We start from the raw sequence: 20686 nt of genomic DNA on the forward strand, positions 1-20686 counted from the left end.
GAGGCGGATTTCAGTTCGGGGGATGAGCATGACAAACGAAAACACCGGGTCTTGCAATTGCGGCGCCGTCCGCTTTCGCACGCATGGTGAACTGCGCGAAGTGATCGCCTGCCATTGTTCCCAATGCCGCAAGCAGACCGGGCTCTACTATGCGGCGACCAATGTTGCAGACAGCAAACTGGATCTTGAAGGTGGCGAAAACATCACCTGGTATCGTTCAAGCCCGCAGGCGCGCCGGGGCTTTTGCAGGACCTGCGGTTCGGCGCTGTTCTGGAAGATGGATAGTCTCGATTATACATCGATCATGGCCGGAGCGTTCGACACTCCGACAGGGCTGGCATTCGGCGTCCATATCTTCTGCGCCGACAAGGGCGATTTCTACGAGATCAATGATGCTCTGCCACAATTTGCGCAGTCAAGCGCCTGACGGCCTTGGAAGGGACCGGTTTTCGCTCAAAAGGCACCCTGGGCGATCGATCGGACGGCCTCGTTATAGGCCCATTCGAGTGCACAGAACTTGACGGATTGCCAGCGCTTGTAGTCCTCGACGAAGGAAGCCGTTGCCCAGATCCGGTTGCGGTTGCCGTTGCGGTCCTGCCAGCCCAGCGAACCCTGTGCTTCGGCACGCGCGAACAGGCGGCGCACATGGGTGCGCGAGAGGGAGTAGTGGCTGGAGAGCTCGGAAAAGCGCAGGTCGTCGACCCAGTAGCAGCCATCCTCCGGTTCGATATTGGCGATCCGCGAGATGAAATCGTCCAGGATCAACCCGCCATATTCGGTCCAGACGAAGCAGGAGATGCTGACGGGCGGTTCGCGCCATGCCTTGTCGGCGATCAACCGTTTGGCCGCGAGCGGCTGGGCGAAGCGGAATATGTCCGGATTTGACTCCAGCCGCGCCACCCTGTCACCCTGGTCGATGAGATCGAGACTGCGCAATTGACCGCGAAACCACAAAGTCATCGCCTCGTGGCTGGTTTCGGTGGGCTCCAGCGGGCGGCTGCGTTTGCTCGGAGACCCCGTCACGTCGCGGATCAGCTTGTAGGCCCGCAGCTCTGCCAGAAATGCGGTTGCCGTGTTGCGGCTTGCAAGATTTGTCGCTGCGATGACGTCGAGAAGTCTCGCCGCCGTTATGCCGGAGAGCGGATCGGCCGGGTCGCGCTGCAGGTGCAGGGCGTAGGCGGCTTGGGTGAGCAGCCATTTCTGTTGAGCGGCGACCAGGCGGGCAATCCGCGGAAAATGGTCGTAAAGCTCGATCATATGCCGCGCACCCTGCTGCAGAACTGGGAACAGCGCAGGATTGGCCGCAAACAGATCGACCTCGGAGGAGACGCTGACTTTGGTTGTGTCTATCGCTGATGACTGTGTGCCGATCATGTTTTTGGCGAGAGTCCATACGGGTGCGGTATCGAGCCGGGAATCGGCTGAAAGTCTATTGTTAAGGCATGTCTGTTGCAAAACAGTATAAGTCCATCAATTGTTTCACCAAAGGGTGCAAATATCAGGACGGTTCTTGCCGGTGATCTATTCGAAAAAAAAGACCGGATGGCAAGATTGCCGTCCGGCCTGAGGAGAAGAACGCAGATTTCAACGTTTATTGAACAAGCACCGGCTGCAGACAGTTGACGCCGGTGACGCGAACATCGGCTTCACCGACCCGGACACCCACCGCCAGAAGCAGATTGTAGATCAAAGTGTCGATTGCCGGTGTAACGGCTCCTAAAGTCTGCGCGAGTGCCGCCTGAACGAGCTTGGGACTGCCGAGCGTCAGGAACAGCACCTGGATATCGACATCCAGGTTGTTCAGCAGCGTTTGCGTCGCCGAGGTCAGGATGTCCTTGGTCGAAACGCTCTTGACGGCGTTGGCTGCGACCTCCGACGGGCTGAACGTCAGTCTTTGCGGCTGCAGGTTCTTCGCTTCGACATGGGCGATACCGTCGATCCTGACCAGAAGCGAGTCGAGGATACGGGCTTTTTCAACTCTTGCCTCGTCGCTGAAGTTTGACAGGACGGTAGGGTTGACCGTGCCGATCGCAATCTCCGCGACGCCCGGAAAAGCATCGATCGAGACGCTGGCATTGGTATTTGAACCACCATAGCAGCGAATGTCGGCGAGCTTGGCTTCGGCGTAGGCAACTTCGACATAGATCGGCAGCTTGATCCGCAAACCGGCAAGCAGCGCCAATCCATCAATATTGACCTCTATGGCCAGCCGCGTTTGCGCCGTGCGCACGGCCGAACCTGGCGCGCCCAGCCTGTGGGCTGGTGTGGTGACAGGGGGTTCACCGATGGCGAGCGTCACGCTGGCCGAGGCAATACCAGGCAGGCCGGCCACGGCCGCGATCGATATCTGGTTGGTACCATTGGCAAGGGCTGCGGCCGTCGAGACGATATCGAGCGCGCTGATCTTCATTGCCCAGTTCGACCCTGCATCGACTTTCAATCCCTTTTTCGGATCGATATTGAGTATCCGCGACAAGGTGAAGGTCTTCTTGTTGAGCTTGGTGGCCGTTTCCAGCGCCTTGAGGGCGGAAGTCGCAGTGGCGGAGATCCCTTGGACGGCCTGCATGGACGCCAGCAGTTGCGGCATGGTGAGATTGGCCTTCAGCACATCCTCATAGCTCGCGGCCGTCAGGTTCAGGCGCGTCGAAACGCTCTTGAGAAAAGGCTGGACGTTGATATCCGCGTCGACAAGCGCCTGGTAATCCATCACCTTCAACGAAATCGTCGTACCGAGCATCTGGCCAAGCAGTTGATTGAGGATACCGCCATTGAGGCTTGCGAGCCGGGAGCCGACGGAGAAGGATGCGAGTTTCGTGCTGGCTGCAGTGCCGACCGCGCTCATCGTCGGTGGCGCGCTGAACATCGCGGCGAGGTGAAGCGCGCCTTCCTTCTCGATCGACACCTGGGCCGCATCCGCCGGCGTGGCATAACGCTGACCGGTGGCGAGCGCCGGGTCGGGGACATAGCGTCCCTTGACGATCGTGACGATGCCGTTCTTGATCGCGACGACATCTTTCGGGATGACCTTTCCGTCAGGGTTGATCAAGCCATCCTTGGTCGCGATCGCCAGAGAAAGGCCGTTGGTCTTGAAGTGATTGCGCGCTGCACTCTCCACATTGGTCAGATCGGAGGCTGCGACGATGGCGGTCAGGTCGGCGACGCCCTGCAACTCCTGCTTCTGCAGGGTAAGATAGCCGAAATCGATTCCGAGCCCGAGCGACATGACGACGAGCGGCAGAACAAGGGCTGCGGAGATACCGATATTGCCCGAGGTGTCGGTCAAGATAGTGCGGCGTTTCAGGGCTTCGCGGACCATGTTAAATACCTCCCAGCCTGATGGTTGCGTAACGTTTGATTTCTTCATCGGGCAGCGCGAAGGAAAACAGCTTCCAGATCGGCAACTCGCTCGAATCGTAGACGATGGTGACGGTGAATTGGTTGAGGTTCTTGACGTCGTCCGCGACATTGACGGTGAGCTTGGCCCTGTTGATGAAGGCGTAGTTCAGCGTCGACGTCTGGATGAACGACTGCGCAAGACTTTTTCTTTCCGTCTCGGACAGCCCGGCCACGGCGGTTCGCGCGGCATCGGCGGCGATCTGCTGTATCGCGTGGGTGGCGCTCAGATAGATGCCGTAGCCGATCATGGTGAAGATCGTCAGGAAGAAGAGGGGGGCGATAATCGCAAATTCCAATGCCGCCGCACCGTCAGTGTCGCCGCGCATCCGCGATATGAGAGACATCTAACACACTCCCAGGTTTGTATCCGGTCGACATATCGATCCCGTTACACCTATATCGTGTGCTTGATTTCTTAATTTTTCTCTACGCTAATAAATCGTCTTTTAAATTTCCGATCTAAAATACTGTATTTCGCGCATTTTAAGTTGTGTCATTTCCATTCGGTTGTGTTTTATCGGCATGCGTCGAACCGGAATGATACAGGCAAATTCAAGTCGGCGAATTCCCTCCATCCTTGTAGAGCGCGAGTTGTGCGTGCAACCGGCCGACATCGGCGCGAAGTTCGGCGATTTCGCGCAGCAGCACCGTGTCGATCTTGTTGTGCAGCGAGATCAGTTCCACTTCAGACTTCAGGTTGACCTCGTAGTCTTTCGAGGCGTCGAAGCGGTCCTTCGTCGCCTGCCGGTTCTGCGACATCATGATGATCGGCGCCTGGATCGCGGCGATCATCGACAGAAGAAGGTTGAGGAAGATGAAGGGGTAGGGGTCAAACGCATCGCGCGTCAACAGCACGGTGTTGGCAATTGCCCAGACGACAAGGAAGATCAGGAAAGCGATGATGAAACCCCAGGAGCCGCCGATCCGGGCAATGCTGTCGGCCATCCTGTCGCCGAATCCCTGTCCGGCTACAAAGGCGGCGTTGGTATCCTGAGAAACAATCTTGCGCTCTTTGGCGCGATGAAGAACATGGCGCTCGACGGCGCCAAGTTCGCTGCTCGGTTTGCCGAAAAGGATGTGGGAGATTTCGTCCAGGTGCGACATGGGTTGGCTCCGTCAGAAAACGTTGCCCTGTTCTAGCCCATGCCGGTGATTTGCGGAAACGCCGAAGATTCGGCATCCCCGCTTCTTTTTACATTGCGTTCGCAAACAGATCGGCATGTGACTGGAAGAACCGGTCGGTGCCATAGCGCTGGCCAAACATCATGTCGTGCTGCAGGAAACGGTAGTCGCGGATGAGGGGCGGGATGGTCTTCTGGCGCGCCCAGGAAGCTGTTTCCTTGCCCGCCTTATCGACGAGCATGTAACGGTCGATAACGCGGTACTTGTCGAAGATATTGCCGAGAAACTCGGTGTAATAGGGATGCTCGAAACCACCCTGCTTGAGGATCTGGTAGGACAGGAAAGCCGGGCTGATCGTGCCGATATCCTTGACCGGACCGGTCTTGTTCGACCAGACCACCAGCGGGGTTTCGTGCTGTGCCTTCATCTGCTCGAGCGAGCCTTTGCGCGAGGCGGTGACGTCGTTCATGAAACCGGTGTTTGGATAGACCGTGTTGAGCGGCGGCAAGTGATCGCCGAACAGCACGATGATGGTTTCGCGATCGCGCTCCTTGGCCCAATCCATCAGCATTTTCAGGCTGTCGTCGGCTTCCTTGATACCCTGAGCATAGGTTTCCAGAACCTGCTTGTCGGCGGCGGGAAGATTGCCTTCGACCTTGATGGTGTTCTTGGCATAGCGGTTGGCCTCATAGGGGCCATGCCCTTGCAAGGTGACCGTGAAGAAGAAGAACGGGTCGCGCAGCTGGTCGGCCTGGCGGATGATTTCCTTGGTCAGCGATTCGTCCGAGGCGAAGATGCCTCGCTTCTCCATCACCGGCAGGTTCTCCTCCGACCTGAACTGCTCGAAGCCGAAGGCCTTGTAGACCGCGCTGCGGTTCCAGAACCATTTCTGGAACGGGTGCACGGCGCGCGACACATAGCCCTCGCCACGGAAAAAGGTGGCGAGCGACGGGATCGGGTTGCGGATATACTGCTGATACGGAATGCTGCCATAGGGCAGGAAGGCATTCGAGAAACCGGTGAGCGCCTCGAATTCGACATTGGCGGTCATGCCGCCGAATTCCGGCGAGAAGACGTTGCCGGACTGCATCGCGCGGATCGTCGGCATCGGATCGGGCGACAGCTTGACGTTGGGCAGGCGGGTCGGATCCCAGAAGGATTCGCTCATCAGCACGATAACGTCCGGCTTGCCGCGATGGGACGTGCCGGCCGGCACTGGCTGGGTCGCAATCTTGTCGATCGCATCTGACATGTAGCCCGCCGGCGCCGTGACGTTCGCCATCGGCAGATTGAGCGCAAACGCCATGGTGAAGCCGTTGTGACGGTAGTTCTCGGTCTGGTCCCACATGATCGGGATGACCTGCAGGCGGTCGCGCACCCAGGAGAAATTGTTGTAGTCCATCATGTGGTAGAAAGCGCCGAGCAAGGGCAGGGCGACAGCAAACCGTGCAAGACGCTGGCGGCGGGTAAGCGCGGGAAACCGGCGCCAGGCGACACGGACCAGCCAGATCAGCGCGGCCACGGCCAGGACGATGCCGACGACGATGCCGACGGCCGTCCACGGCCGGTCCCGGACCAGCACCGGCATCAGCTCCATGATCTGGCGGCCGAACAGGAAATCCGTCGGGTAAAGCGGGTCGGACAGGAAAATCTGCTTCTGCCGGCTGACGAGTGCCGGGATGAGCGCCAGCGGCGCGAGCAGGATGACGCCGAAATTTTCGCGCGCAAACGCGGCATCAAGCGCCAGAAACATCAGGAAGAATACGCCGGTCGTGGTCCAGGCGGGACGGGCCGGGTCGAGGAAGAACAACGCCGCCTCCGTTGCGGAGTTGCGGGCAATCCATTCGACGCAAAAAATGAGGACGATCGATAGAAGCAGCGAGAGAGAAATCCGTCCTGCAAGCGAAAGTGCCTTGGCATGGCGAGCGCCGAAACCGATTTGCGGGCCATAGACCCTAGAAGCGGTGGCAGCGATTGCTGCCGATTCAAAAATGGCCAAGGCCGTCTCCGATTTTCATAGAACTGTCGTGTAAATGTCATACAGACGTCATCTTGAACGGAGGATGAATAATTCAAGGGGAGTTCTCCACTGACTTTTTCGGCAGCTGTTGCCGATCCGACATGGCTTGAACGGCGGGGTTGCGAGCCGTAGGAAAAACGCCATCTCTCGGGTGAAACGGATTTTTTTCTGACTTGGTCGCAAGCACGGGGTATTTTGGTGCGGAATGCGATAAACAGCTCCTCGGATGTCCCGGCATCCGCGATAGCAAGATCAAGCACAGGCCTGTTCATGACCGCGCAAAAGACCATTTCCACGACGTTTCGCATCGCTGTTGCCCAGCTCAATCCGACGGTCGGCGACATCGCCGGCAATCTCGCCAAGGCGCGCGAAGCCCGCGCCGATGCCGCACGCAGCGGCGCCGATCTGCTTCTCCTGACTGAATTGTTCATTTCCGGCTATCCGCCGGAGGACCTGGTCCTGAAGCCGGCATTTCTCAAAGCCTGCCAGAAGGCTGTCGATGCGCTTGCCGCCGATACCGCCGACGGTGGTCCGGGTGTCGTGGTCGGCTACCCGCGGCAGGGCGAAGCAGGACGCCATAATTCCGTTGCCGTTCTGGATGGCGGCCAGATTCTGGTCGTTCGCGACAAGGTCGATCTGCCGAATTACGGTGAGTTCGACGAGAAACGTGTGTTTACCGAAGGCGCGATGCCGGGTCCGGTCAATTTCCGCGGGGTTCGGCTCGGCATCCCGATCTGCGAGGAAATCTGGAACGACCTTGGCGTTTGCGAGACGCTGGCCGAAAGTGGCGCCGAGATCCTGCTCGTGCCCAACGGTTCCCCCTATTATCGCGGCAAGATCGATGTGCGCCACCAGGTGGTGCTTCGCCAGGTGATCGAGACCGGCCTGCCGATGGTGTTTGCCAATCAGCTCGGCGGCCAGGACGAACTGGTTTTTGACGGCGCAAGCTTCGCCTTCAATGCCGACAAACAGCTCGCCTTCCAGATGAGCCAGTTCGAAGAGAGCATTTCCGTCTCCGAATGGCGCAAGAACGGCGAAGGCTGGGTTTGTCAGCCGGGGATGATGTCGCGCCTGCCACAGCAGGAGGAGGCCGACTACCGGGCCTGCATGCTGGGCTTCCGCGACTACGTCAACAAGAACGGCTTCAAGAATGTCGTGCTTGGCCTGTCCGGCGGTATCGATTCGGCGATCTGTGCGGCGCTTGCCGTCGACGCGCTGGGCGAAGAACGCGTCCGTACGGTGATGCTGCCCTATCGCTACACGTCGTCGGACTCGTTAAAGGATGCCGAGGATTGCGCCAAGGCGCTCGGCTGCCGCTACGATATCGTGCCGATCGAGGAGCCGGTACAAGGCTTTTTGGGCGCGCTGTCCGAGATGTTCGAGGGAACCGAATCGGGCATCACCGAGGAAAATCTGCAGAGCCGCACGCGCGGCACCATCCTGATGGCGCTGTCCAACAAGTTCGGCTCGATGGTGGTGACCACCGGCAACAAGTCGGAAATGTCGGTCGGCTATGCGACGCTCTACGGCGACATGAACGGCGGCTTCAACCCGATCAAGGACCTCTACAAGATGCAGGTCTACGGGCTTTCGCGCTGGCGCAACACCACGGTTCCACCCGGGGCGCTCGGGCCTTCCGGCGAGGTCATCCCGAAAAATATCATCGACAAGGCGCCCTCGGCCGAGCTTCGCCCCAACCAGACGGACCAGGATTCGCTGCCGCCCTATCCGGTGCTCGACGATATCCTCGAATGCCTGGTCGAGAAGGAAATGGGCACCGAGGAGATCGTTGCACGCGGCCATGACGAGGCAACCGTGCACCGGATCGAGCATCTGCTCTACATCGCCGAATACAAGCGCCGCCAGTCGGCACCGGGCGTCAAAATCACCAAGAAGAATTTTGGCCGCGACCGCCGTTACCCGATCACCAACCGGTTCCGCGACAGGTAGTTCCGACACCGAAGGAAACGATATGCGCAGTTCGGTCGAGATCTACACGATTGCCAGCGGTGAAAGCCGGGTGGTCTGGCAGACGGAGCAGCTGGTCGAGGCTCCGAACTGGTCGCCTGACGGCCAGTCCCTGGTGATCAACGGCGACGGCTTGCTCTATCGCTTGCCGCTTTCCGGCGGCGAGCCGCAATTGATCGACACCGGTTTTGCGCGCACCTGCAACAACGATCACGGCATTTCGCCCGACGGCCAGACCATCGTCATCAGCGACAAGACCGAATTCGGCGCGTCAACAATCTACATGCTGCCTGCAGAGGGCGGCCTGCCAAGGCAGGTAACGTTGAACCGGCCGTCCTACTGGCATGGCTGGTCGCCGGACGGAAAGATACTTGCCTATTGCGGCATCCGCGACCAAGTCTTCGATATCTACACCATTCCGGTGGAAGGCGGCGAAGAGACCCGCTTGACCTTTGGCGAGGGGCGCAATGACGGACCGGACTACAGCCCGGACGGACAATGGATCTATTTCAACTCCAGCCGCACCGGCCGGATGCAGATCTGGCGCGTCCGTCCCGATGGTTCGGATGTCACGCGCATTACCGACAGCCCGTATGGTGATTGGTTCCCGCATCCGTCTCCGGACGGAAAACACCTGCTGGTGATCTCCTATGACGGCGACGTTTTCAATCATCCGCGCGACCTCGACGTGCGGTTGCGGCTGATGGATCCGGACGGCGGCAACGCCCGTGACCTGTTTGAACTGTTTGGCGGGCAGGGCACGATCAACGTTCCCAACTGGTCGCCCGACGGCAAGGCGTTCGCCTTCGTGCGCTATCAGCCGGGCCTTGGCAATTAACCGATTTCCAACCAGCTTGTTTAAATGAAACTTCCGCTTTTCTTGATAGGCTCCGTCTCAATCAACGCATGAAACCTGGGGGCAGGTTTGGTGAGAAGGACCGGTGAGGCGGGCATGGCAGCGGGGGCGAAAAAGCGGACTTCGAGCAGGGCAGTTCTGGGTATTCATACGGCCTGCACGCTGGTCGCCTTGCTGATTGTCGCCAGCCTTGCCTTCGTGCTCAACCGCTCCGTCACCGAGGCGGACCGGTTTGGCCTGACTGCCGAGCGAAAACTGGTCGAAAGCGAGATGCGCCACCAGGTCGATGCGGTCGTGCAGTATCAGGCCGGACTGTCCTATTGGGACAAGAGTTTCGCGGAGCTTGAAGACCGCACGTTTACCGACGCTTTCGTCAAGCAGGAGCTGACCGACTGGCTCTGGCGGGATTTCGGTTTCTCCTGGATGATCTTTGCCGACGCCTCCGGCCGGACGTTGCTGGCCATGGAAAATGGCCGCAAAGTGGATGCCGGGACGGGCGGCCGCACCCTGAAATGGGTCGAGGATCTCATCGACAAGGCGAACAGTCTTTACGAGGCGGCACTGATCGCCAAGGGCGGCGGATGGGTACTTTTATCGACGGATAAAAATCCGGACGTATTGGCGGCGCCGTTGCCGAATATCCACGCCGCAGACCTGCGGATGATCGATGGCAGTATGAGCATCGTCGTGGTGCAGGCCGTCGTTCCGAAGACGATGGACATTCCAGCCGGCCGCCGCAAGCCGGTGTTCATGATCACCGTCAAGCCGTTCAGCGGGCGCATGATCCGCGACATGGAAGACAGGCTTGGCATTTCCAACCTCGGATTCATCCCGTTGCGCCAGGTGGCGAAGGGCTTTATCCAGGCTGCGGTCAGCGATTGCTCCCAGCCGGCTTGCATGGTTGCAGCCTGGACGCCGCGCGCACCCGGCAGCTTTGTCCGCTCAGAGACGCTGCCGAGCGTGATCGTCATCGCGATGCTGGCAGCCCTGACCATGGCTTTCATCGCAGCCCGGTTCGGCGCGGTCTTTTCCGCTCTGCAGGACAGCGAAGCGGAAAACCGTCACCTCGCCAAGCATGATCGCCTAACGGGCGTTTTGAACCGCAGCGGTTTCGACGATGTGCTGCATGCCTCGCTTGCCAAGGTCAAGGAACGTCCGTTCTCGCTGCTTTGCCTCGATCTCGACACGTTCAAGGTCGTCAACGACACCTACGGCCATCCGGCCGGCGATGCCGTGCTGAAGACACTGGCCGCCAGGTTTGCCGATCGCGTCGCGGGCCAAGGTTTCGTAGCGCGGCTTGGCGGCGATGAGTTCACAATCATTGTCAATCATACGGTTTCGCACGCTGACGTGATGACGCTTGCCAACGCGCTGATCGCCGATGCGCAGGTTCCGGTGCCGTTCGAGGGACACTTGCTGCGCGTCGGCAGCAGCGTCGGCGTGGCCTTTGCGCCCGAACACGGCAACATTGCCCGCGAAATCGTCCCCCTGGCTGACCAGGCGCTGTACCTGGCCAAGAACCGCGGCCGCAATCGAGTCCAGACGGCCGATGATCTGGTTGTCGCGGATCGCATCCCGCGTACCGGACAGGCTGCCTGATCAGCGTCCGGATGCCGGAATATTGTAGGGCGTGATGACTTCCACCGCCGACAGCCGGGCAATACCTTGTCCGGCCAGTGCGCTCTTTTTTCCCAAGATTGCCCGGAACGCGGTGCGTATGTCGGCCTTCAGGTCGTGGTGCAGGATGAAATGGATCTGCCCAGTGCGCAGGAATTCGAGGTTTCCGGCATCGAGGTCATGTGCCACGAATATGGAGCAGGCCCGGTTTGCGGCAGCAAAGGCGGCCAGCACCGCGCGGTTGCCGCCGCCGATCGAATAGACGGCGTTGATGCCCGGATGGTTTGACAGCGCTTCGGCCGTCAGTGCGCCGGTTGCGTCGTCGCGGCCAAACCCCTCGCTGATTTCAACGATGCCGATCGACGGATAGCGGTCGCGCAAGGTGCGGCGAAAGCCGATTTCCCGTTCTTCTTCGCCGCGAAACCGGCTGCTCGACAGGGTGGCAAGGACGATCGCCGGCTGCCCGGAAAAGCGTTCGCCGATCAGGTAGGCAGCTGTTTCGCCGGCTGCCCTGTTGTCTGCTCCGGCATAGGCGGTGCGTGGCGCATTGGGCAGGTCGGTGACCAACGTGACGACGGGAATGCCGGATTGTTCGAGCCGCGCCACGGCGGCGCTGATCTCGGGCACATCCGGCGCCTTCAGGACAACCCCGTCAGTGCCGCGCAGGCGCACCCGGTCGAGCAACTGGACGATCTCCTGCGGGCGCATGGTTTCGGCGAAATGAAAGCGGGACCGGAAGATCGTCGGCAGAAATGTCAGGCTTTCGCTTTCGAACGCATCCCGGACGGCGTCGGTAAAGCGGTCGGGCGCCTCCATGATGACGTCGATGCCGAATTTGCGGCCCTGGATCTCGACGCCGGGCTGCTGTTTTTCCAACTCGCGAATTGCGGCGCGCACGCGCAGTTCGGTCTGTTTGCGCACACCGGGGCGAGCGTTGAGGACACGATCGACCGTGGCGACACTGAGGCCGGCCTGAAAGGCGATGTCCTTGACCCGAAATTCGTGCGCCATCGCCGTTCCGTTCTGATGGTTTTTTGAGGTGTTTCTGCTCTATATCAGCTTCCCCCTCGGCGTATAGTGCGGTCAACGACAGACATCCGGCGGGAGGAAATGGGGATGAAAACCGACAATAGTGTGGAGCAGCGTGCGGATCGGATATGGCTGACGGAAGCCGCCTGCGATCTTGAGGATTTCCGCGCCGAGGTGGAGCGCACGACATCGCTTGCCGACTATCCGCATGCCGCAGCGATCGAGAAAAACGTTTTGATCTATGACAGCGCCAGCGTGCTGAAGGCGGCAGCTTCACACGAGGGGCGCCGGGCGGTACTGGCCGAGATCTGCGAGGCCTTTGCGACAGGGCCCGGCGTCGTCGTGCTGAAGCGGGCTTTCGAGGATACGGCCGTCATCGATATCGCGAGCGGCATTTTCGACGATATCATCAACGAGCAGCACCAGACCAGCACGGGCGGTGGCGATCATTTTGCCAAGCCGGGCGCCAATGACCGAATCTGGAATTCGCTGGAAAAGCACTGCCTGCGCGACCCTGAAAATTTTGCCGCCTACTATGGCAACGCCCTGATCGCTTTGGTCAGCGAAGCCTGGCTCGGGCCGAGCTACCAGATGACGGCGCAGGTCAACCGGGTCAATCCGGGCGGGGCGGCGCAATCGGCACACCGGGACTATCATCTCGGCTTCTTGACCTCGTCCGTCATCGAGCAGTTTCCGGCACATGTTCATCGGCTGTCGCCGGTCCTGACGCTGCAGGGGGCGGTGGCGCATTGCGACATGCCGCTGGAAAGCGGGCCGACTTTGTTCCTGCCCTACAGCCAGACCTATGTTCCCGGCTATCTGGCGCTGAAACGCCAGGAGTTTCGCGATTATTTCGATCGCCACCATGTGCAGTTGCGGCTGTCGAAGGGCGATCTGGTGTTCTTCAATCCGGCGCTGTTCCATGCGGCGGGAACCAATCGTTCCGAAGGGATCAAGCGGGTGGCAAACCTGTTGCAGGTTTCCTCCGCTTTCGGGCGGGCGATGGAGACTGTCAACCGGCAGCGCATGAGCGCCGTGCTCTATCCCGCCTTGAAGGCGATGCTGGCGGATGGGCGCTTGTCTGGCAGCGAAGCCGCTTGCGCCATCGCATCCTGTGCCGAGGGCTATTCGTTCCCGACCAATCTCGACCGGGATCCACCGTTGGGCGGGCTTGCCCCCAAGACGCAGGCGCAGTTGATGCACGAAGCTCTGTCCGGCGGCTGGGAGGAAAGTGCATTCGTAGCGGCGCTTGCCGCGCAATCGGAGAAGAAGCTCAGCTAACGGACCGATGTCTTGCAATTTGAACTCCTGCCCGAATGCCGGGCGGGAGTTTTTTGGCATCGGCGATATCGAAATGGAGGAAAGACAATGAGCACTGACTATGGCCGTCTGGACGGCAAGATCGCAATCGTTACCGGTGGAACGCAAGGCCTGGGAGCGGCGATCGCGACGCTGTTTGCCGAGCGCGGCGCGGCCGGCATCGTCATCTGCGGCCGCAATGCCACCAAAGGCGAGGCCAAGGCGGCCGAGATCGGCAAGGCGACCGGAACCCGGGTCGTCTATGTGCAGGCCGATCTGGAAAAGGTCGAGGATGCGCGCAAGGTGGTTGCCGCCTGCGACAGGGAATTTGGCCGGGTCGATGCGCTGGTCAACGCGGCCGCGATTACCGATCGTGGCACGATCCTCGATACCAGCCCGGAACTGTTCGACCGGATGTTTGCCATCAATGTGCGCGCGCCGTTCTTTCTGATGCAGGAAACGATCAACGTCATGCGCCGGGAAAAAATCGAGGGGACCATCGTCAATATCGGGTCGATGTCGGCCATGGCCGGGCAGCCTTTCATCTCTGCCTATTGCGCGTCCAAGGGCGCGCTGGAAACGCTGACCAAGAACACGGCCTACGCGGTGCTGCGCAACCGGATCCGCGTCAATGGCCTGAACATCGGCTGGATGGCATCCGAAGGTGAGGACCGCATTCAGCGCGAATTCCACGGATCACCTGCCGACTGGCTGGAAAAGGCTGCGGTCAGCCAACCCTTCGGCCGCTTGGTCGATCCTGCGGAAGTGGCGCGCGCCTGCGCCTATCTGTCGTCGGCGGAATCCGGCCTGATGACCGGTTCGATGATTTGCTTCGACCAGTCGATCTGGGGTGCTTATGACGGATCGCCGCATCCGGTCGCGGCGATCTGACAAGAACCGGCGTGCCGCCTTGCAAACGGCGGCCCGCTATGGCCATATCGTTTCGTTCAGGTGCCTGCGCAAGCAGGAGAATCGGGAATCCGGTGAAAATCCGGGACGTGCCCAGCGCTGTAACGGGGACGGCTTTGCTTTTACGAATCTCTGAATCATTTCAGAGTTCTGCCACTGGATCTTCAATCGATCCGGGAAGGCGGCAAAACCGGATGATCCGCAGTCAGAAGACCGGCCTGACGAGATGGACCAGCCCCGCGCGGACGGCGGGAGGTTTCGCATTGTTGGGGATCAAACGATGCAAACTGAACCACAAGACCGCCTTGTGAGGGCGGACGCATTTTCATCGGACGAGCGCGCCGCCGTCTACCGCGCCATCGAAACCCGCCGCGACGTGCGCGACCAGTTCCTGCCGGCGCCCTTGCCGGACGCGCTCATCGGGCGGTTGCTCGCTGCCGCACACAGCGCGCCGTCGGTCGGCTTCATGCAGCCATGGAATTTCATCGTCGTCCGGGACGAGGACCGGCGCGCTCGTGTTTTCGAAGCCTTCCAGCGGGCCAACGAAGAGGCGGCGCTGATGTTCGAGGGCGAGGTGCGGGACAAATACCGGTCGTTGAAGCTTGAAGGGATCCGCAAGGCGCCCGTCAGCATCTGCGTCACCTGTGATCCGACCCGGGCAGGCAAGGTCGTTCTCGGCCGGACGCACAATCGGCGCATGGATGCCTTTTCCACCGTCTGCGCGGTGCAGAATCTCTGGCTTGCTGCACGGGCCGAAGGCGTCGGCGTCGGCTGGGTCAGCATTTTTCACGAACGCGACATCAAGGACGTGCTCGACATCCCCGGTCATGTCGACATCATCGCCTGGCTCTGCCTTGGTTATGTCGACACGCTCTATGCCGAGCCGGAACTGGCCGTCAAAGGCTGGCGCCAGCGCTTGCCGCTCAAGGATTTGGTGTTTTCCGATTGCTGGGGTGCGCGACCAGTCGATTGATCAGTTGGTCTGCTGTAGTTCCTGATATCCGGGGCCGGTTGGATGCCTGAGGTCGATCGAGGTTTCCTGCGAAGGCAGGAAGCTCGGGCCGACAACGCGAACCTTGTTGTCCTGCGGATTGTAAGGCCGGTCGGCAACGGGGGTCTTCACCTCGACCGGGTCGGCCTTCTTGCGGGTGCGAACCTCGATAACGCCTTTGCCGTCGTCCGGCGTGCTCTGTGGTATCGCCGTGCGTCCGGCGGGAGCGCAGCCGCACTGACCGGGCTGGCTGAAATCGCGGGTCTTGTAGGCGAAAGCCGACGGCAGGTCGGCATAGGGTTCGCCGGTGGCGGCGGAGACCATCTGGTTTGTCTCTTCGGTCGCCAAGGCATGATAGTAGAGCGCCGTCTCCGCTCCCGGACACCGCCGCTGGCAGGTTTCGGCATCGCGCTGGAAATCGGCCGGGGACGAGTTCGACGAGATCGGGAAGAACGCGCCGTCGCAGGTACGCACGCACATGGTGCGCAGGCTGCCCGGATAGTCCGCGCTTGGACCAAAGCCGTCATCCGGCGTGGCGAAGTCGGCGTTGCTGCCGCGCATGTCCGGCTCGTCTTCACTGATCGGCGGCAGATCGTTCAGGATGTTGCGGTGGGTTTCCGGTTCTTCGACGGCGGCACTGAGGACTTCATCCTCCTCCTCGGCGCAGCGATTGGCGGCAAGCGCTGCGTGGATGCGCCGCCGGGTGATGTCGCTGGCGCCCCCTTCCAGAAGATTCTGCCGACGGGCTTTCAGCGTTTCGAGATCCATCTCCATCTGAGAGATTTCGGCGTCGAGGCTGTAGCAGGCGTCTTCGTTCGGGCCACCGACAATGATGACGCTGCCGGAACTGCATCCCAGCCGTCTCAGATCGCTGCGCGCCTGCCGCAGATCCAGGTTCTGGCGGGAGATCGCGCTGGTGTAGTCGCGCAGATTGGCATTGGAGGCGACGATCTTCGGCAGGCTGGCAAGGCGGGCATTCAGCCGTTCGCACACAGCCGAGGCATCGGCCGTGGTCGTCATGACCAGAAGAAGCGGAGCGATCAGCGCCGCAAAGGATTTCGAACGGAAGGTCACGTGTTCCTCTCGCCTGAGCATACCGGCACGTGCCGGGTACGAAGGAACATCCTGCGCACTCTGACTTTGCCCTTATCATAACGTCATTCGACGGTGCTGCAACGGTTGCTGCATGGCAGCGTTAACGGCAGGCGGGAGTTTAATGCGAGGCGAGGCGGGAGAGCCACAATCGGCGGCTCTCCCGGGGCAAGGCAATTATGCCGCCCGGGCGGTTTCCAGGGACATTGGCCTTTCCAGCACCGATCCGCCGATTTCCGCGACGCTTTTCATCCGTTCCAGAAGGTCGGGCGTAACCTCCCAGGCAACGGCCACGGCGTAGACGGAACCGATCCGCTGCGGTTCGCCGATACGCTCGCCGGGGCAGCCCATCCGCCTGAACATGCGCTCCAGGAAGACATCGGTGACCGTGACGATGTGGCTGAGACCGGACGACAGCCCGAGTTCGCCAACGCCGCACATCAGTTCCGCCGCCGCAATCGTCACCTGATTGGAGCCGCGATCCTGCGAGATGGTCGGATCGATGCAGAAACGGCTGGATTCCCAGACGGACGCGCTGCGCACCTGCGGATTGTCACCAAGCAGGATCGGGAACGTGTCATCCAGCATGTTGGGTCCAAGCGTCGGCAGCAGCCGCAGCGCACCGCGCAGGCGGCCCGTCTGCTCCGAATAGGAGAGCACGTAGAGCGGATTGGCATCATCATAGTGATCGATCTCCCAGTCGCCGCGAAGCGAGACATCCCATTTCAACAAATCGTGAAAGACACGCTTGCGCAGCCGGAACATGGCGTCGAGATCGCGCGGATGCTGCTTGCCGGTGTTGCGATTGAAAATCCTGATCATTGTTTTGCTCCTGTGTTCGTATGCGAGGAGCAAATGCTGTCAGGGATCGCCGGCCGGCATAACTGTCGGTAGTGACAGGTTTCCAATGCACGCGGACAAGTTTCTCCTGACGGGAGGTCCGCAAGGACATCCCGTCAGGAGAAACAGGGGAGGTGATATCGGGCTGGCGCGCGCAGCGCCGCGTGGGGAAATCAGAACGTCGGAATGAGATCGCGACGGACGGCCTGGGCAACAGCCTGGGTATTGGAAACGACGTTCAGCTTTCGGCGGGCATTGGTCATGAAGAAGCGGACGGTGCGTTCGGAAATGCCGAGGATCGTACCGATTTCCCAATAACTCTTGCCGGCAGCGGTCCAGCCGAGCACTTCTGTTTCACGATGGGTCAACATCTTGGCACCATGCTCCGAAAGCTCAATCCGGCTGTCGTTTTCCAGAACGGATGCGTGGAAAAGATTGGCCAGCAGTTGAAAGTCGCGCAAATGGTTGCGCCGGTAGGCCGGCCACTCTTCTGCTGGGACATCGGCATGGATCGCCAAAAAGGCCAGGCGGCGTGTGGGTGTCGGAAGTGGCAACGTCACGCCGTCGATGCCAAGCCCCAATCGCACGGCGGCGGAAAAGAGCGGTTCACTTTCCGGATGAAGTTGGCGGGCGGCCGCCCAGTCCACCGGCCTGATGCCGCCCATGGTAAGCCGAAGGATAGGGTCGATCCGCCGAAATCCTTCATCGAGATAGGTTCTGGCCGCGCAGGTACTGAAGGTATGATTTAGCCGGTGAATCGCGAAGCCTGACGCCAGAACATCGACATCTGCGTACAGTAGATTTGCAATACAGAAAGTGCTGCGCATCAAGGCGAAAAACCGTTTTGCTTCAACGAGTTTCTCGTTTTCCATAATGTCCAGCAGGTCAAAGAATGCCTGTTGGTCAGTCATGTTGCAAATACCCTGTTATTTAAGGGAATTTACCATGATAATGATTTCTAGACTTTGTCTAGTGCAATCTTTGGTTAATAGAAATTTCTTAAATTTTACAATTTAAGATTGTTTTTTTGAGCAAAATTACATTTCGATTGAGCCGGCTTTAGCCGGCTCAATCGCGTTTAAATCAAGCCGGGTAGGAGGCTTCCACCACGGCCAGCGCTGCCATATTGACCACGCCGCGCGAGGTTACCGACGGCGACAGGATATGCGCGGGCAGGGCCGTCCCGAGCAGGATCGGTCCGACATGCAGGCTGTCGGTCATCGTCTTGACGACGCCGAGCGTGATGTTGGCGGCGTCGAGATTGGGGAAGACCAAGAGGTTGGCCTCTCCGGCCAGCGTGCTGTTGGGCATGACGCGGCGGCGCAAGGTTTCCGAAATTGCGGAATCGCCGTGCATTTCACCGTCGGCTTCGAGATCGGGGGCGAGTTCGCGGACGATCTGCATCGCCTTGCGCATCTTGAAGGCGCTTTCCGAATCCCGCGAGCCGAAGTTGGAATGCGATACGAGAGCCGCGCGTGGCGTAATGCCGAAGCGGCGGATTTCCTGGGCGGCCATCACCGTCTTCTGGGCGATTTCTTCCGCCGTCGGATCGAAGGTCACGTAGGTGTCGGTGAGGAAGGTGGCGCCGCGCTGCGAGATCAGCAGGCTGAGTGCCGAGAAGTCGAGCACGCCCTCGCGTTTGCCGATGATCTGGGAAACGGCGCGGAGATGAGCGCTGTAGCGGCCTTCGACACCGCAGATCAGCGCATCTGCTTCGCCACGGCGCACGGCAAGCGCGCCGATGACGGTCTGGTTGGTACGCACGATGGTGCGGGCTGCTTCCGGAATGACGCCGAGGCGGCCGACCAGCGCAAAATAATCGTCGACATAGTCGCGGAAGCGTGGATCGCCTTCCGGATTGACCACCTCGAAATCGACGTCCGGGCGAATGCGCAGGCCGTAGCGTTTGAGGCGGGTCTCGATGATGTGCGGGCGGCCAATCAGGATTGGCCGGGCCGTGCCGTCTTCGAGCAGCACCTGAGCGGCACGCAGGACGCGCTCGTCCTCGCCTTCCGAAAAGATCACCCGGTTCTTCTGGGCATTCTTGGCGGCGGCGAAGATCGGTTTCATGATGAAGCCGGAGCGGAAGACGAAGCGGTTGAGCTGGTCGAGATAGGCGTCGAAATCGGCAATCGGCCGGTTGGCGACGCCGCTGTCGGCGGCTGCCTTGGCGACGGCCGGCGCGATGCGCAGGATCAGGCGCTGATCGAACGGCGAGGGTATCAGGTAATCCGGGCCGAACACCGGCGTTTCGCCGGAATAGGCCCGGGCGGCAACGTCGGACGGTTCTTCGCGGGCAAGGGCTGCGATGGCGCGCACGGCCGCCATCTTCATTTCCTCATTGATCGTGCGGGCACCGCAATCGAGCGCGCCGCGGAAGATGTAGGGGAAACACAGGACGTTGTTGACCTGATTGGGGAAGTCCGACCGGCCGGTGCAGATCATCGCGTCGGGCCGGGCCGCACGCGCCAGTTCCGGCATGATCTCCGGATTGGGGTTGGCAAGCGCCATGATCAGCGGCTTTTCCGCCATCTGCACCAGAAGCTCCGGCTTCAAGACGCCGGCAGCCGAAAGGCCGAGGAAGACGTCGGCACCGGCAATGCTGTCGGCCAGGACGCGGTTGGCGCTGTCCTGCGCATAGATCGACTTCCACTCGTCCATCAGCACTTCGCGGCCGGTATAGACGAGACCTTCGAGATCGTGGACCCAGATGTTTTCGCGCCGGGCGCCGAGCGTCACCAGGAGATTGAGGCAGGCAAGCGCCGCAGCACCTGCACCGGACGTGACGATCTTCGCCTTGGCGATGTCCTTGCCGGCCAGTTCGAGCCCATTCAGAATGGCGGCGGCAACGATGATCGCGGTTCCATGCTGGTCGTCATGGAAGACCGGAATATCCATCTTCTCGCGCAACCGGCGTTCGACCTCGAAACATTCCGGCGCCTTGATGTCTTCCAGATTGATACCGCCGAAGGTCGGCTCAAGGGCCGAAATGACATTGACCATCTGCTCGATTTCGGGCGCATCGATCTCGATGTCGAAAACATCGATGCCGGCGAATTTCTTGAACAGGACGGCCTTGCCTTCCATCACCGGCTTGGAGGCGAGCGGGCCGATATTGCCAAGACCGAGGACCGCCGTGCCGTTCGACACCACCGCGACCAGATTGGCGCGGGCGGTATAGTCGGCGGCGGTCGAGGGATCGTCGCGAATGGCAAGGCAGGGGGCTGCGACGCCCGGAGAATAGGCAAGCGCCAGGTCGCGCTGGTTGCCGAGCGGCTTGGTCGGCTGGATCTCAAGCTTTCCTGGGCGTGGATAGCGGTGGAAGAACAGCGCCTGTTCATCGAGGTCGCCGCTTGCAGGAGCCGCTGGGGTCTTGGCCTTGTCGCCGGTGCTCATATTCGTATTCCCTACCTATTCGTCGCGGCTCTTTTTGCATGAAAAGGCGGCTCCGTACAGTTTCGAAACGGGCGTTTATCCCTGGTTTTCAGGAACAGGTGTTTCTCCGGCGTTACCGGTGGTTCCACAGGCTGTCATGCTCCTGAAACAA

General features: G+C 60.3%; 17 protein-coding genes and 1 riboswitch. Of the genes, 7 read left to right on the plus strand and 10 right to left on the minus strand.

Going from position 1 to position 20686, the window contains the following annotated elements:
- The first annotated feature begins 28 nt into the window (after positions 1–28).
- Positions 29–427: a GFA family protein gene (locus ACP7BS_RS03555; RefSeq protein WP_426228132.1), complete on the plus strand. Its 399-nt coding sequence runs from the start codon at positions 29–31 to the stop codon at positions 425–427.
- Between the two features lie 26 nt (positions 428–453).
- Here the strand turns inward: ACP7BS_RS03555 and ACP7BS_RS03560 are convergent, their stop codons facing one another.
- The 5 genes from ACP7BS_RS03560 to ACP7BS_RS03580 form a co-directional block, all read right to left on the minus strand.
- Positions 454–1374 (minus strand): hypothetical protein, encoded by a 921-nt coding sequence (locus ACP7BS_RS03560; protein ID WP_426236141.1) that lies wholly within the window; start codon positions 1372–1374, stop codon positions 454–456.
- Between the two features lie 217 nt (positions 1375–1591).
- Positions 1592–3316: a pilus assembly protein TadG-related protein gene (locus tag ACP7BS_RS03565; protein WP_426236143.1), complete on the minus strand. Its 1725-nt coding sequence runs from the start codon at positions 3314–3316 to the stop codon at positions 1592–1594.
- Between the two features lies 1 nt (position 3317).
- Positions 3318–3740 (minus strand): TadE/TadG family type IV pilus assembly protein, encoded by a 423-nt coding sequence (locus ACP7BS_RS03570; protein ID WP_426236145.1) that lies wholly within the window; start codon positions 3738–3740, stop codon positions 3318–3320.
- A 208-nt stretch (positions 3741–3948) separates the two neighbouring features.
- Positions 3949–4500: a DUF1003 domain-containing protein gene (locus ACP7BS_RS03575; protein WP_426228140.1), complete on the minus strand. Its 552-nt coding sequence runs from the start codon at positions 4498–4500 to the stop codon at positions 3949–3951.
- A gap of 88 nt (positions 4501–4588) precedes the next feature.
- Positions 4589–6457, minus strand: coding sequence for an LTA synthase family protein (locus ACP7BS_RS03580; protein WP_426236479.1), 1869 nt, complete (start codon positions 6455–6457; stop codon positions 4589–4591).
- Positions 6458–6808: 351 nt separating this feature from the next.
- Between ACP7BS_RS03580 and ACP7BS_RS03585 the strand changes: the two genes are divergently transcribed.
- The 3 genes from ACP7BS_RS03585 to ACP7BS_RS03595 all read left to right on the plus strand — a co-directional run bounded on the left by ACP7BS_RS03585 (position 6809) and on the right by ACP7BS_RS03595 (position 10961).
- A complete protein-coding gene (locus tag ACP7BS_RS03585; protein ID WP_426228144.1) occupies positions 6809–8488 on the plus strand; it encodes an NAD+ synthase in 1680 nt (559 codons plus the stop codon).
- Positions 8489–8510: 22 nt separating this feature from the next.
- Positions 8511–9344 carry a TolB family protein gene (locus ACP7BS_RS03590; RefSeq protein WP_426236147.1) on the plus strand — a complete coding sequence of 278 codons (834 nt, stop codon included), beginning with the start codon at positions 8511–8513 and terminating at the stop codon, positions 9342–9344.
- Positions 9345–9458: 114 nt separating this feature from the next.
- Positions 9459–10961, plus strand: a complete 1503-nt coding sequence (locus tag ACP7BS_RS03595) for a diguanylate cyclase domain-containing protein (protein WP_426236149.1) — start codon at positions 9459–9461, stop codon at positions 10959–10961.
- Here the strand turns inward: ACP7BS_RS03595 and ACP7BS_RS03600 are convergent, their stop codons facing one another.
- Positions 10962–11990, minus strand: coding sequence for a LacI family DNA-binding transcriptional regulator (locus ACP7BS_RS03600; protein ID WP_426236151.1), 1029 nt, complete (start codon positions 11988–11990; stop codon positions 10962–10964).
- 105 nt (positions 11991–12095) lie between these two features.
- On the opposite strand from ACP7BS_RS03600, the gene ACP7BS_RS03605 reads away from it, so the two are divergent.
- The 3 genes from ACP7BS_RS03605 to bluB all read left to right on the plus strand — a co-directional run bounded on the left by ACP7BS_RS03605 (position 12096) and on the right by bluB (position 15189).
- Positions 12096–13289: a phytanoyl-CoA dioxygenase family protein gene (locus ACP7BS_RS03605; protein WP_426236153.1), complete on the plus strand. Its 1194-nt coding sequence runs from the start codon at positions 12096–12098 to the stop codon at positions 13287–13289.
- An 87-nt stretch (positions 13290–13376) separates the two neighbouring features.
- The gene (locus ACP7BS_RS03610; RefSeq protein ID WP_426236155.1) at positions 13377–14198 is read left to right on the plus strand and encodes an SDR family oxidoreductase; all 822 of its coding nucleotides are present in this window, start codon (positions 13377–13379) and stop codon (positions 14196–14198) included.
- A 40-nt stretch (positions 14199–14238) separates the two neighbouring features.
- A riboswitch (cobalamin riboswitch) is annotated at positions 14239–14452 on the plus strand.
- 44 nt (positions 14453–14496) lie between these two features.
- The gene (gene bluB, locus ACP7BS_RS03615; RefSeq protein ID WP_426236157.1) at positions 14497–15189 is read left to right on the plus strand and encodes a 5,6-dimethylbenzimidazole synthase; all 693 of its coding nucleotides are present in this window, start codon (positions 14497–14499) and stop codon (positions 15187–15189) included.
- Here bluB and ACP7BS_RS03620 read toward each other — a convergent pair whose 3' ends face one another.
- The 4 genes from ACP7BS_RS03620 to ACP7BS_RS03635 all read right to left on the minus strand — a co-directional run bounded on the left by ACP7BS_RS03620 (position 15190) and on the right by ACP7BS_RS03635 (position 20535).
- Positions 15190–16302 (minus strand): DUF2865 domain-containing protein, encoded by a 1113-nt coding sequence (locus ACP7BS_RS03620; protein ID WP_426236159.1) that lies wholly within the window; start codon positions 16300–16302, stop codon positions 15190–15192. It abuts the gene before it with no gap.
- Positions 16303–16476: 174 nt separating this feature from the next.
- Positions 16477–17121, minus strand: a complete 645-nt coding sequence (locus tag ACP7BS_RS03625) for an acyl-homoserine-lactone synthase (protein ID WP_426236161.1) — start codon at positions 17119–17121, stop codon at positions 16477–16479.
- Positions 17122–17312: 191 nt separating this feature from the next.
- Positions 17313–18050 (minus strand): helix-turn-helix transcriptional regulator, encoded by a 738-nt coding sequence (locus ACP7BS_RS03630; protein WP_426236163.1) that lies wholly within the window; start codon positions 18048–18050, stop codon positions 17313–17315.
- A 172-nt stretch (positions 18051–18222) separates the two neighbouring features.
- A complete protein-coding gene (locus ACP7BS_RS03635; RefSeq protein WP_426236165.1) occupies positions 18223–20535 on the minus strand; it encodes an NADP-dependent malic enzyme in 2313 nt (770 codons plus the stop codon).
- Between the last annotated feature and the right edge of the window lie 151 nt (positions 20536–20686).

This window comes from Pararhizobium sp. DWP1-1-3 (assembly GCF_049896125.1).
Lineage (GTDB): Bacteria > Pseudomonadota > Alphaproteobacteria > Rhizobiales > Rhizobiaceae > Pararhizobium.